This window comes from Nibrella viscosa (genome assembly GCF_039541875.1).
Classification (GTDB): Bacteria; Bacteroidota; Bacteroidia; order Cytophagales; family Spirosomataceae; genus Nibrella; species Nibrella viscosa.
This window is the reverse complement of sequence record NZ_BAABHB010000027.1, coordinates 1-12,365: the sequence shown is the minus strand read 5'-3', so window position 1 is coordinate 12,365 and position 12,365 is coordinate 1. Positions and strand designations below refer to the sequence as shown.

The 12,365-nt window shown below is 53.6% G+C and carries 11 protein-coding genes; 2 read left to right on the top strand and 9 right to left on the bottom strand.

What is annotated here, in order from left to right; genetic code table 11:
* Window positions 1-44: 44 nt before the first annotated feature.
* The 4 genes from ABD931_RS28775 to ABD931_RS28760 are packed head-to-tail and all read right to left on the bottom strand — an operon-like array spanning window position 45 to window position 4,289.
* Complete coding sequence (locus ABD931_RS28775; protein ID WP_345271568.1) at window positions 45-821, bottom strand: META domain-containing protein; 777 nt, start codon at window positions 819-821, stop codon at window positions 45-47.
* A 41-nt stretch (window positions 822-862) separates the two neighbouring features.
* A complete protein-coding gene (locus ABD931_RS28770; protein ID WP_345271566.1) occupies window positions 863-2,101 on the bottom strand; it encodes a serpin family protein in 1,239 nt (412 codons plus the stop codon).
* A gap of 24 nt (window positions 2,102-2,125) precedes the next feature.
* The gene (locus ABD931_RS28765) at window positions 2,126-3,751 is read right to left on the bottom strand and encodes a hypothetical protein (protein ID WP_345271565.1); all 1,626 of its coding nucleotides are present in this window, start codon (window positions 3,749-3,751) and stop codon (window positions 2,126-2,128) included.
* Entirely contained in the window at window positions 3,738-4,289 is a 552-nt protein-coding gene (locus tag ABD931_RS28760) for an RNA polymerase sigma factor (protein ID WP_345271564.1), read from the bottom strand. The genes ABD931_RS28765 and ABD931_RS28760 overlap by 14 nt, the downstream gene beginning before the upstream one ends.
* Window positions 4,290-4,475: 186 nt before the next feature.
* Here ABD931_RS28760 and ABD931_RS28755 point away from each other — a divergent pair, with 186 nt between their 5' ends.
* Window positions 4,476-5,405 carry a sugar phosphate isomerase/epimerase family protein gene (locus ABD931_RS28755; protein WP_345271563.1) on the top strand — a complete coding sequence of 310 codons (930 nt, stop codon included), beginning with the start codon at window positions 4,476-4,478 and terminating at the stop codon, window positions 5,403-5,405.
* A 46-nt stretch (window positions 5,406-5,451) separates the two neighbouring features.
* On the top strand, window positions 5,452-8,400 hold the full coding sequence (locus tag ABD931_RS28750; RefSeq protein WP_345271562.1) for a PVC-type heme-binding CxxCH protein: 2,949 nt from the start codon (window positions 5,452-5,454) through the stop codon (window positions 8,398-8,400).
* Window positions 8,401-8,461: 61 nt separating this feature from the next.
* Here ABD931_RS28750 and ABD931_RS28745 read toward each other — a convergent pair whose 3' ends face one another.
* The 5 genes from ABD931_RS28745 to hisA form a co-directional block, all read right to left on the bottom strand.
* Window positions 8,462-9,235 (bottom strand): hypothetical protein, encoded by a 774-nt coding sequence (locus ABD931_RS28745; protein WP_345271560.1) that lies wholly within the window; start codon window positions 9,233-9,235, stop codon window positions 8,462-8,464.
* A 385-nt stretch (window positions 9,236-9,620) separates the two neighbouring features.
* Window positions 9,621-9,956 carry a phage holin family protein gene (locus ABD931_RS28740; protein ID WP_345271559.1) on the bottom strand — a complete coding sequence of 112 codons (336 nt, stop codon included), beginning with the start codon at window positions 9,954-9,956 and terminating at the stop codon, window positions 9,621-9,623.
* A gap of 83 nt (window positions 9,957-10,039) precedes the next feature.
* A complete protein-coding gene (hisIE, locus tag ABD931_RS28735; protein ID WP_345271557.1) occupies window positions 10,040-10,645 on the bottom strand; it encodes a bifunctional phosphoribosyl-AMP cyclohydrolase/phosphoribosyl-ATP diphosphatase HisIE in 606 nt (201 codons plus the stop codon).
* A gap of 8 nt (window positions 10,646-10,653) precedes the next feature.
* Window positions 10,654-11,415, bottom strand: a complete 762-nt coding sequence (gene hisF / locus ABD931_RS28730) for an imidazole glycerol phosphate synthase subunit HisF (RefSeq protein ID WP_345271555.1) — start codon at window positions 11,413-11,415, stop codon at window positions 10,654-10,656.
* Between the two features lie 37 nt (window positions 11,416-11,452).
* Window positions 11,453-12,172, bottom strand: a complete 720-nt coding sequence (gene hisA, locus ABD931_RS28725; protein ID WP_345271554.1) for a 1-(5-phosphoribosyl)-5-[(5-phosphoribosylamino)methylideneamino]imidazole-4-carboxamide isomerase — start codon at window positions 12,170-12,172, stop codon at window positions 11,453-11,455.
* Between the last annotated feature and the right edge of the window lie 193 nt (window positions 12,173-12,365).

The window sequence follows — 12,365 nt, the reverse complement described above, 5'->3', positions numbered from 1 at the left end:
AGTAGTTCATTGGTTGAGTGGCCTTTAACCAGCTAACCAATCAACTAATTAACTTTTTCATACTCATAGATACCCCCATCCGCGATGGTTGCCTCTGCCGGGCCGCGCTCGTACAGAAACAAACGGCCATTCTTTATTTCATACGGCTGGGCCTCCTGAGTGGCCGGAAACAGAATAGCCTGTTTGTATTGCGTCTGGGTCGGGTTGTTACCCGTATAAATCAGCGTTGTTTCTACTTCTTTGCCGTTGCGGAAGCGTTTGTAGGTACCATCGGCGTAGAATTCCAATGTTTGGGTATAACCGGCCTTCTCCGGGGTAGATGTGACCTGGGAGAAGCCGTAGGTAACTTTTACCCACTTCCAGCGGCCAATGAGTTGGGGGTCGGTCGCCTGACGTTCGTAGACAAGGCGCTCCGAACTGGTGTACAGGATCAGCCGGTTTCCGCTCCGTTCGTAACGATTGGCGGCTTTCAGTTTGGTAAAATAGCTTTGCTCAAACTGCATAGCTTCGGCCGGTCCGGCCCGTTTGGTCGCTCCTATATTTTCCAGCGTAATGGCATTGCCACCACCGCTCACCGTTAGCGAAGAAAAGTAGTAGTTTACAGAAGACAGGCCATTGACCCGGTACCGGTCGGTCCGGCTGGAGTCCTGGATAATGTCCAGCGTAACGGTATACCCGGAAGTCGGCTCGATTAAGCGCCAATGGCCTATCAATGGGTTTGTTTCTGATGGTTTAAACTCACTCTCCGGCTCGACAACGGGCTCGCAGGCAGTAAAGGTAATGGCCAGGAGGGCCAGTATCGTCAGCATGATCGTCTTCATAGGGAATGTGTGGATAAGCAGTTTCCGGAAAGCGGTTGCTTTTAAGCATTTGTCTGCGGATTTACAATTTTGCCCATGAACAGCACCGTACCCGATGTTTTCTCATGAATGACGATCACAAACGGACGGTCGCAGATATAAGCCACCGGCATTGATGTTACGGAAACGCCACCCGTTGTGACGGCGGCTGCCTCGGTGCCTTTTTCATCGACGGCCACAAAGGTATTCTGCTTGACAAAACTCAGGTACAACTCACCGTTACGGTTGATTTTGGTAAAATCGGCTGCGTTGGTAAAAGCCGTTGGCAGACCCAGTTGCTTGAGTACTTCGTTGAGCTTGATTTCATAGCTCAACGAGAAGCGGGGCAGACCGATGTCGGTTTTGCTTGTGGTCATATCTTTCTGCAACTGGGTCCACTCGGCGGCAGTTATGCTGTTCAGCACGGCGTCGGCGGTGGTGTTTTCGCCGGGCAGAAACACCGTCATGGCAAACTGCCCGTTGCCGTAGGGCAGTTCAAAAGCGGCATAGTTCGGTTTGAAGGCCCGGCGCATTTCAGTGTTCAGCCGCATCATTTTTACCGTTTTCTCCTGACCAGCGGGTAACCGGAACGGCATATCGACTGTGTTTTGCTGGTCGAACTGCGTTTTCCAGTCGCCTTTAAAGTACAGTGCGTTCATCAGAAACATCACATGGTCCCGGCGGATTTCGTCGATTACCTTCGGGATTCGGCCGTTGGTCTGCTGGCTGGCCCAGTTGTTGATCCGGTCCTTAGCGGCATCGCTGTTAAAATCCAGGCCCGTTACCTCGGCCTTAAAGCTCTCCTTCAGCACATCCTGAAACGACTTCTCAACCTGAAAGCCATTGCGGTACCAGACCGAATTGGCCAGGCCCAGCGTCACCTTCGGGTCTGCTTTAGGCAGATTCTCCAGGAGGTAGGTGTACGTCTGGTTGGCTTCAGCCAGGGTCTGCGCGTCCAGCTTAAGTGCCTTTTGAATCTCCTGAGCGGTCTGGCCGTTGGCACCGTTCAGAATCATCCCCAGGGCCATGTGCAGGCTCAACGGAGACACAAACACGTTTTTATCGGCACCTTCCTCCCGGTTCACCTGCTTAAAGAAGTCAAAGGCAAAGTTGGTGGTCTGGGTGGCAAACGGAGCCGATACCCGCAGCGTTCTGCCGGGCTCGGGTTGGTTATTTGTTGCCGAATCCTTACAGCTTACCGCCATACTGAGCATCGCGGCTGCGGTGAGAACACCGGTTGTTGTGATCAATTGCTTGTTCATGGTATGAAAAAACAGTAATTAAACCTAAAAATGATAATTAACCCCAAAACTCATTCCCATTGTCTGCGGCCGGGTTTGCAGCTCAATCGTCGGCTGCGTACCCGACTGAAGCGCCCGCTGGTACACCCCCGCCATACTCGCCGACCAGCGCCGGGTAGGCCGGTAGCGCAGCCGCATCCCGGCTACGCCCGATAGGGTCACCGGTTTATAGAACCCATCGTCGGCCGTGACCGAGAGGTTGTCGCCTACGTTGTTGCGCACAAACCAGTTGGCCAGCATACCGCCCAGCAGGGCAATACCCAGCGGTTTATTGGGGCGGAGCTGGTAACCCACCTGCACCGGTACCTGCACAAACCGGTAGTCGTTGCTGATCGATTGAAGGGTACTGGCATCGTACAGGTTGTTGTTCGCGAGGTATGCCGTATTGCCCCGGTCATTTTGTGCGTTCACATTACCTGCATTACCAGAAGCATTCTTTACAGCCTCAGCAAAAAAGTTGTTTGTAGACCGTGTTGGATTTCCGGCTGAGGTGGCTACTGAAACCAGCACCGGACTGGCTACCGTTGATCGCCCCGCCAGGTAGGCAACACCCGTTTCGACCGACCAGTGATCGGTGAGCTGCAAACCAGTGCCGGCCTGATAAGCCATCGACAAATCAGACCGACTCTGAACAGATGGTATGGATCTGGTATTCTGGTTGGCAAGCCCCGGAGCCATGGCATAATTAGCCATAGGTACACTGGACCGGACCGATACGGCGGGATTGAACGACGACGGCATGATGCTCACCGACGCCCACATTTCCCGGTGGTTCTTCTTTATTTCTGCTTCCGGTATAGCATCGGCCTCCGGAGCCCGGAACCAGACCATCCGCTGTGTTTCGCGCAGGCCCGACCGTAACCCATGACCCTCTATCTCCTGTACTGGATACCCCGAAAGAGGCCGCTCGTCGGGCGGTATCTGGGTCGGCATCGGCACTGAGGCACCGCCCGGTACTGAAGAAATAGTCGAAGGCATTAAAGCATTACCTGGTACTGCCGTAGTCGTCGAAGGCAGAAAGGTGTTGCCTGGTATCGACGTAGTAGTTGGGCTGGCCGATAAAGCGATTTGCTCAGTGGCAATCAACTCGTCAGCGGCAGCCGGAACGGCCGTTTTATTAAGCCGGCGACTGTTCCTGCGCTCCTGCGCCAGCGGGTCATACGTCCGGGCGTAGTGCGGGTGGTTCCAGTCATCCGGCGGAGAAACCTCCTGGCTGGATGAACGGCGCCTGCGGTTCCCGGCTACCGCCTGTTTTTCGCCCCCCGAGGCTATTGTTTCAGTAGTGTTGGTTGTATCCTGTTCAGCAGAAGGTGCCGGCTGCTGAGCGGCTGCTTCCGGCCTGCGTTCTGTTTGCAGCCGGGCCACATCGGTGCCGGTCGGTGAGTCTGTGCGCATCAGCCACCAACCAACCAGCAACAGCGCCACAGCTGCGGCAATGCCCGACGCCCACAGCATATACTGCCGCCAGAAAGGCACGATGCCTGCGCGGTCATCGTCCTCGTCGAGCCGACGTTCGATGGCGTCCCACACCCGCGGTGGGGGTGTTTCGGAAGCCTCCTCAAAGGCCTTCCGCCAGCGGTCGTCTGGTGTATGTTGATTAGACGGATTCATCTCGTACTCGTTGTTCGTTTTGTAACTTTTGCTGCAACAGGAACCGGGCTCTGGAAAACTGGGATTTTGAGGTACCTTCTGAAATGTCGAGCATCTCAGCGATTTCCGGATGACTGTAGCCTTCGATGGCGTACAGGTTAAATACCGTCCGGCACCCCGGCGGCAGTTCCTGAATCAGTTGCAGCAGGTATTGGTAGTTCAGCGTGGGCAGGCTTTCGTCGGCCTGCGACAGCGTTGCGGCTACCTCCTCCACATCGGTTGTGTGCTCCCAGGGCTTCTGCTTGCGGATATGCTTCAACGCAGTGTTGATGACAATCCGCTTCAGCCAGACCTCCAGCGGCGATTCGAACCGAAACGAGTCTATATGCCGGAAGATTTTGACGAATGCGTCCTGCAACACATCCTCGGCATCGTCGGCGTCTTTGGTATAGCGTTTACAGACGACAAAGAGTTTACCGGCAAACCGCTCATAGAGCTGTCGCTGCATAGCACGGTTCTGCTTGCGGCACCCTTCGACTAATGCTCGTTCATCCAGCATATCAACGTTGACATGGTAAAGACCCTAACCATTTTAAAACGGTTGGAATAGACCTGAAAATTTTTGCTTCTTTTTCGAGATATTTACCTGCCTTATTGCCTTTTTCCTATTCTATCGTAGAAAATGGACAATAATAACCGTATTATGGTTCCAGCGTTTTACTCTCTTTAGTATCTGGTAACTCCTATGGACCGACGAGACGTCCTGAAGCAAACCCTGACCGGCGCGGTCACCTGCCTGACAGGTATGACATACGCATCGGCTAATTTCCTGAAAAATAGCGGCTCACTCAACCGGCCAGCTACTGAAACGTTCGCCCAGCAGATGGCCGGCCCCCGGGTGGCCGGTCCCCGCTTTTACATCGGAGCCTGTGACTGGTCGATCGGTAAGTCGAGTGACGTCGGCGCCTTTGCGGTTGCAAAACAAATTGGTCTCGACGGATTACAAGTGAATATGGGTTCAGCGGCCAATAACATGCACCTGCGGCAGAAAGATGTGCAGGAAGCCTATACCGCAGCCGCCAAACGTACTGGCGTGCAGATCGGAGGACTGGCGCTGGGCGAATTGAATAATGTGCCCTATAAGTCTGATCCCAGAGCTGAAGAATGGGTGCAGGACAGCGTCGATGTGGCTAAAGCATTAGGGGTAAAAACCATCCTGCTGGCGTTCTTTAGTGCGGGGGACCTCCGTAACGACCCGCAGGGCACTCAGGTAGTAATTGAGCGGTTAAAAGCCGTAGCGCCTAAGGCGGAGAAAGCAGGGGTCACGCTGGGTATTGAGTCGTGGCTGTCGGCCCCCGAGCATATGGCTATTATTGATGCCGTGGGCTCGCGGGCGGTGAAGGTTTATTACGATGTTTGCAACTCCACCGACCGGGGATACGATATTTTCTCCGAAATGCGCCAGCTGGGCAGTAAGCAGATTTGTGAGATTCACCTGAAAGAAAACGGCGCGTTGCTGGGTAAAGGTAATGTCGATATGCCCAAAGTCCGGCAGGTGCTGGATGAAATCGGCTACAGCGGCTGGCTGCATATAGAAGGCGCTATCCCCAAAGGCCAGCCGATGCTGGAAAGCTACCAGGAAAACAACCGCTACGTCCGTTCCATTTTTGCTTAATACAACGGATTTAAAATCCGTTTTTTTCTCAATCCGTCTGACTCCCATGCCATCCCTAACCCAACTCCCCTTTCTCAACTACACCCGCCCCTCTACAGCCTTACTACTAGGCAGCGGCCTCTTCCTGCTAACCCAAACGGGTGGCCTACCGCCCCGCCCGGAGCCTCAGCGAGCCGCTAGCGGCATAACGGCCCCCAAACAGGCAAAAACCACTGGGGCCGATGACCTAAACAAGCTTTACCTGCCCGATGACCTGGAGGCCACCCTTTGGGCAGAGGGACCGATGTTTTACAACCCCACCAACATCGACGTGGATGCCCGCGGCCGGGTCTGGGTGACGGAGGCTGTTAACTACCGCGACTTCAATAACAAACCCGATACCCGCCTGAACCACCCAGAAGGTGAGCGGGTGATGATTCTGGAAGATACCAACGGCGACGGTAGGGCTGATAAGTCGACGGTATTTGTGCAGGATAAAGACATTGTTTCTCCGCTGGGTATTGCTGTGATCGGCAACAAAGTGATTGTTTCCTGCGCCCCCAATCTGGTGATCTTTACCGACGAGAACGGCGATGATAAGCCCGACAAAAAGGAAGTTTTTCTGACGGGCTTCGGCGGCCTCGACCACGACCATTCGCTGCACGCGCTGGTGATTGGTCCCGATGGGAAGTGGTATTTTAATACCGGCAATGCGGGTCCGCACGTGGTGACGGACAAAAGTGGCTGGACGTTGCGATCGGGTAGCCTTTATACCGGCGGTACGCCCTATAACAAAATCAACAAAGGAAACATGGTCAGCGATGACGGCCGGATATGGGTCGGCGGGCTGGCGTTGCGCATCAACCCCGACGGAACCGGGCTGAAAGTGATGGGCCATAACTTCCGGAATAACTACGAAATCGGCCTCGACTCCTTCGGCAATATGTGGCAGAACGACAACGACGACCAGGTAGTAGCCTGCCGGACAAGCTGGCTAATGGAAGGGGCCAACGCCGGGTACTTCAGCCTGGACGGCACTCGGTACTGGCAGGCCGACCAGCGGCCGGGGCAACCCATTCCCATTGCCCACTGGCATCAGGAAGACCCCGGCGTAATGCCTGCCGGTGATATTACGGGAGCCGGCTCTCCAACGGGCGTAGTTTTTTACGAAGGCGATGAACTGGGGCCGAAATACCGGGGTATACTGCTCAGCGCCGAAGCGGGCCGCAACGTAATCTTCAGCTACAAGCCCGAGCCGCAGGGGGCCGGCTACCGGCTACCCCGCGTTGACTTCATCAGCACCTTTCCGGCGGTCGATGAGAATTATAAGTGGAACGAAGTCGATAACGACCCGCGGAAATGGTTCCGTCCGAGCGATGTGGCCGTAGGTACAGATGGGTCATTATACATTGCTGACTGGTATGACCCCATTGTGGGCGGGCACCAGATGCACGACAAGAAAGGCTACGGCCGCATTTTCCGGATTACACCAAAAGGCAAAAACCTGAAAGTGCCAAAAATCGACCTGCGAACCACCAAGGGTCAGATAGCGGCCTTGCAGAATCCGGCGGTCAATGTACGGGCGTTAGGTTTTGACGCCTTAAAAGCGCAGGGCGAAAAGGCTATTAAGCCGGTGAAGCAACTGCTGACTGCCGAAAATCCGTACCACCGGGCACGAGCCGTTTACCTGTTGGTAAACCTGGGCGATAAAGGCATTGCCGAAGTAAAAAACCTGCTGCGCTCCAACGACCCGGACATTCGCGTTGTGGCTCTTCGGGCCTTGCGACAGGTAGACCAAGACATAATGCCGGCATTACAACAGCTTGCAAATGACGCTTCTCCTGCTGTTCGTCGGGAGGTGGCTATTGCTTTACGCGATGTACCGTTTGATCAATGCAAAGACCTGCTTCTGAAACTGGTTGGCAGCTACGATGGACAGGACCGCTGGTTTTTAAATGCCCTCGGTCAGGCGGCTGATAAAAAGGAAGAAGCCTTATTTGCTGCCCTTAAACCAACATTGCCCGCCGACCCGCTGCAGTGGGACCAGCGTACGGCTAATCTTATCTGGGAGTTGCATCCGGCATCGGCAGTGGGCTTATTTAAGCAACGGGCGGCTGCTCCAGGGCTTATCGCTGATGCGCGTAAGCAGTCCATCGTAGCCCTTGGCTTCATTAAGGATATTGCAGCCGCTCAGGCCATGGTTGACCTGACCAGGATGGATGACAAAGCCATAGTGGACCAGGCTAACTATTGGGTGAATTTCCGGCGCGGTAATGATTGGGCGACGCTGCTCAATTGGGATGAGGTCTTACCGCCCAGACTCACGCCCAACGAGCAGAAGATGCTGGCCCTGCGACAGAAACTACTGGATGAGTACACCTCAGAGCCCGATAAAACCAAAGTGGCCCTCGATATGGCCCGTGACCCGGAAGGAGGTAAAGTGCTGGTGGGCTTGGCGGCCGACAAAAAGCTGCCCGATTCGGTTAAAAAAGCGGTAGGCGAGGTGATTTTCCAAAATCCAGACCAGTCGGTACGGACCATGGCCGGCGATTACTTTACCCGTCCTGGCGCTACCGCAACGCTATCGCTGAACAAGGTAACGGCGCTAACCGGTAGCGCTACGGCCGGGCAGACTATCTTTAAAAATACCTGCTCCACCTGCCACCGCCATGGGCAGCAGGGCAGTGACATCGGTCCGGAACTGACGAAGATTCACCAGAAGTTTGACAGGAATGGTTTGCTGGATGCTATCGTCAACCCCAGCGCCGGCCTTGCCTTTGGCTACGAACCCTGGCTGATTACGACCAAGAATGGGCAGACGTACTACGGCTTCCTGTTGAGCGATGGTCAGCAGGCCATAGTAATGAAAGATGCCGCCGGGCAGAAGCATACTATTCCGGCTTCTAAAATTGCCTCGCGTAAACAATACACCACCAGTCTCATGCCCGATGCCGTATCGTTGGGCCTCAATGAGCAGCAGTTGGCGGATTTAACGGCGTATTTGATGAAGCAATAGTGGAGTCTGGCCCATCCTGGTGAAAAACGTACCTTTCACCAGGATGAGTTAAACTATATACCTACTTTGTCAGCGTATCCCCAATCGTTCGCCAGTCAACCTGCTTAATAATTTCGTTGGCTGCATCAAGAGGACCTTTAATGGTAATCACCAGGTTCTCTACCAGCTCACCGCCTTTGGTGAACGAGTAATGATACATCTTGCTGCTGCGGTTGTCGGAACTAAGCTTATTTTTCCAGTTGCCGAGTAGGATAACTGTTTCCGGACGGGGGGTGATGCCGTTTTTGTCCGGCTTAAGCCGTACCTGTAACGCTAGTGGCACGCCGTTGACGTTGATGGTTTTAAAGGAACTGACGAACCGGTTACTCATTGCCTCCTCCAACCGGTAATTGCCGGCATTCATCTCCACATCAATATCAATTGTTGATTGGGCCAGTTGCTGCGTCCGGCTTGGGTTAGCCTCTCGATAGACGGAGTCGGTACTGAGCACCAGCGAATGGGGTTGTTGGGTAAGCGTGTCGGCCTGAGCCGTCGCGCTGTCCATGCGCGCTTCACGGGCTCGGGCAACGGCCGCCCGTTCGAGTGTCAGGCTGTAGCGATCACCGCACACGTGAAAGAGTCGGCCGAATTCGTTGCTTAGCTGGAGTTTATCCAGCGAATGGCGCTCATCGAAAATACGCCAGTTGCCCGAGGGCATACTGTTTTTGAACTGCTGCTGTAGCACACGGACTACGTTTTCATAGGACACTTTCTGCGCTGATGTAGCCGGATGGCACTGGGCAAAGCCGCCGTGTGTGGCGATTAGTATGAATATAACTGAGCTGATGTATTTCATGGTTAACCTGTGATATGCATTATATGAATCAACAGGTCGACCACTAAAAGGTTATAGAAAACGAGGTATTAGACTGTTCGTAATATTTTCCCGGCTATCCGTTCGCCGGAGCGGATAGCGCCTTCGATGTAGCCATTCCGGATGTCGGCCGTTTCGGTGCCGGCCCTGTGTAGCGGCCAACCGGTCCCTGCAGGGATTGCCCAACGCTCGTCCACACATGCCCGCTACGGGTACACCCGCATAGCATCCTCCGCTCCATTCTTCATTCAGGAAGCTATGGTCGAGGTAGCGGAACGGCATCAGGAACTCAGGCGACTCATCAGAAAACCTAGAAAAAAGTCAGGCTCACCCAAGCCTGACTATACATGCACACCCGATAAAACGATTAGCCTACAATAGAATCAATTGCCCAGGTTACAATGGCAACCAGAATACTGAACAGAAGCGCTGCGATAAAACCACTTACGGCAAATCCGCTGACTAACGCGGCCGCCAGATACACCATCAATACGTTGATGACCAGATAGAAAAGCCCTAACGTTAAGATGGTAATAGGAATCGTCAGAATGACCAGAATTGGTTTGACGATGGCATTCAGCAAACCAAGCACAACGGCCACAATGAGTGCGGTAATAAAGCTGTCGACCGACACGCCAGGAATGATATACGCGGCAATCAGCACCGCTACGGCGCTGACCAACAGCCTAAGAATTAAGCTCATACTGGTTAGAGGTTTTTGTGTCTGAAAGAAACGAAAGCTGCTTCATATTTCAAACGCCTACAATCAGTATTTGTTTGGCAGAGTTATTTTGCGTGTCGCTGCTGCAAGACAGCAATCACTTCGTCAAGGCTCATATTCTTCTGTTCCAGCAACACCAGAAAGTGAAAAAGTAAATCAGCAGCTTCGCCTTTAAATAGATCGTCGTTATTATCTTTAGCTTCAATGACGAGTTCTACGGCTTCTTCCCCAACCTTCTGGGCTATCTTATTCACCCCCAGGCTAAACAATTTAGCGGTATAGGAGCTATCTGAAGGATTCTGCTTCCGGTCGTGAATAATGCTCTGGAGGTAGTTCAGAAACTGGCCTTGTCCCTGATTAACTTCGTCAAAACAGGTATCGGCTCCGGTATGGCAGGTTGGCCCGGCCGGGTGGACTTTAATAAGCAGGGTATCCCCGTCGCAATCAACCAGAATGTCGCGGACGTGCAGGAAATTATTGGACGTTTCGCCTTTGGTCCAGAGCCGTTGCTTGCTCCGGCTGAAGAAAGTCACGATGCCTTCTGCTTTAGATTTCTCGTAAGCTTCCTGGTTCATGTAGCCCAGCATCAGCACTTTGCCGGTCTTCGCATCCTGAATAACGGCCGGCACCAGACCATCGGGTGATTTATCGAAGTCAATCGTTATGTTCATAGCTGTTATTAATCCGTCATCCGCATTTCGATACCCCTGTTTTGGAGGTATCGTTTGAGCGCAGGAATCTCTATTTCTTTAAAATGAAAAATACTGGCGGCCAGTCCGGCATCAGCCTTACCATTGGTAAACACATCCACAAAATGCTCCACGGAGCCGGCTCCGCCCGAGGCAATTACCGGGATATTGGCTGAACTGGAAATCTGAGCTGTTAGCTCCACGGCAAAACCATTTTTGGTACCGTCAGTATCCATCGACGTCAGCAGGAGTTCGCCTGCACCCCGGTCTTCTACCTCCCTAGCCCAAGCTATGGTCCGGAGTTCGGTCGGTTTTCGGCCGCCATGCGTGTGTACGATATGCTCGCCGTCGACGTAGCGGGTATCAATGGCTACTACGATACACTGGCTGCCAAACTCCAGCGCCAGCTCATCGACCAGCGCCGGATTCCGGACCGCCGATGAGTTGATCGAAATCTTATCGGCCCCCGCGTTTAACAGCGCCGACACATCTGCTTTTGACGAAATGCCTCCACCTACCGTAAACGGAATATTGACCGTATGGGCTACCTTCCGCACCAGGTCAATAAGCGTTTTGCGGTCCTCGACGGTGGCTGTTATGTCCAGGAATACCAGTTCGTCGGCACCCTGTTCCGCATAAATAGCGCCTAATTCGACCGGGTCACCGGCATCGCGCAGGTTTATGAAATTAGTGCCTTTAACGGTGCGGCCGTCTTTAATATCAAGGCAGGGAATAATGCGTTTGGTTAGCATGTCAGCAATATAGAACGTAGCACTTACCGCTACTCTTTTATTTGTTAAACAGGGTCAGCTCTTTCAAGGTGACCCTGCCTTCGTAAATCGCTTTGCCGACGATAACGCCGAACAGGCCCATATCCGCCAGCGTCTCTATATCCTGCATGTTGCTGACGCCACCGCTGGCGATGATGTTTAGTTGCGGAGAGCGCTCCTGCAGGTTGCGGTACAGGTCGAAGGAAGGGCCTTGCAACAGGCCGTCTTTGGCGACATCGGTGCTAATGACATAGTTTACGCCTTTCTCCACATACGTTTCCACAAAGTCATACACCCACACCTCCGTTGCCTCCTGCCAGCCGCTGACGGCAATTTTTTCATTGTGCGCATCGGCACCGAGTATAATGGCCTGAGACCCGTAGCGGCTCAGCCAGCGTTCAAACACATCCGGCTGTTTCACGGCAATGCTGCCGCCGGTCACCTGTTTGGCTCCGCACTCGAACACCACGCGCAGGTCATCGTCCGATTGCACCCCGCCCCCAAAGTCGATGTGCAGGCGGGTTTTGCCGGCAATCAGTTCCAGCACCTTCCAGTTGACGACGCGCTTTTCCTTCGCCCCATCAAGGTCTACCAGGTGCAGGCGAGTCAGGCCGGCATCTTCAAACTGCTGGGCAACTTCCAGCGGTCGGGCATTGTATTCTTTCTTCTGGCTATAATCGCCCTGCGTCAGCCGCACGGCCTTGCCTTCAATAATGTCTATAGCGGGTATGATGTGCATATACGTACCCCGGAATGTAATTCCGGACGTTAAAGTCGGTTTGCGAAAAGTAAAAACCGGAATACAATCGCTTCGGCCTTTAGATTTGATTCATTGTACGATTCCAGGACGAGTCGTATAACTTAGGGCCACTCACAAAAAGTGAGCGACCAACCCCAGCAGGGACACCTTAACGCTTCGGCCAGGCAAAACC

Bases quoted from the DNA above. Each gene is read 5' to 3' on its own strand.
- ABD931_RS28750 (WP_345271562.1), top strand. From the start codon at position 5,452: ATGCCATCCCTAACCCAACTCCCCTTTCTCAACTACACCCGCCCCTCT.
- ABD931_RS28775 (WP_345271568.1), bottom strand. From the start codon at position 821: ATGAAGACGATCATGCTGACGATACTGGCCCTCCTGGCCATTACCTTT.
- hisIE (WP_345271557.1), bottom strand. From the start codon at position 10,645: ATGAACATAACGATTGACTTCGATAAATCACCCGATGGTCTGGTGCCG.
- hisF (WP_345271555.1), bottom strand. From the start codon at position 11,415: ATGCTAACCAAACGCATTATTCCCTGCCTTGATATTAAAGACGGCCGC.
- ABD931_RS28740 (WP_345271559.1), bottom strand. From the start codon at position 9,956: ATGAGCTTAATTCTTAGGCTGTTGGTCAGCGCCGTAGCGGTGCTGATT.
- hisA (WP_345271554.1), bottom strand. From the start codon at position 12,172: ATGCACATCATACCCGCTATAGACATTATTGAAGGCAAGGCCGTGCGG.
- ABD931_RS28745 (WP_345271560.1), bottom strand. From the start codon at position 9,235: ATGAAATACATCAGCTCAGTTATATTCATACTAATCGCCACACACGGC.
- ABD931_RS28760 (WP_345271564.1), bottom strand. From the start codon at position 4,289: ATGCTGGATGAACGAGCATTAGTCGAAGGGTGCCGCAAGCAGAACCGT.
- ABD931_RS28755 (WP_345271563.1), top strand. From the start codon at position 4,476: ATGGACCGACGAGACGTCCTGAAGCAAACCCTGACCGGCGCGGTCACC.
- ABD931_RS28770 (WP_345271566.1), bottom strand. From the start codon at position 2,101: ATGAACAAGCAATTGATCACAACAACCGGTGTTCTCACCGCAGCCGCG.
- ABD931_RS28765 (WP_345271565.1), bottom strand. From the start codon at position 3,751: ATGAATCCGTCTAATCAACATACACCAGACGACCGCTGGCGGAAGGCC.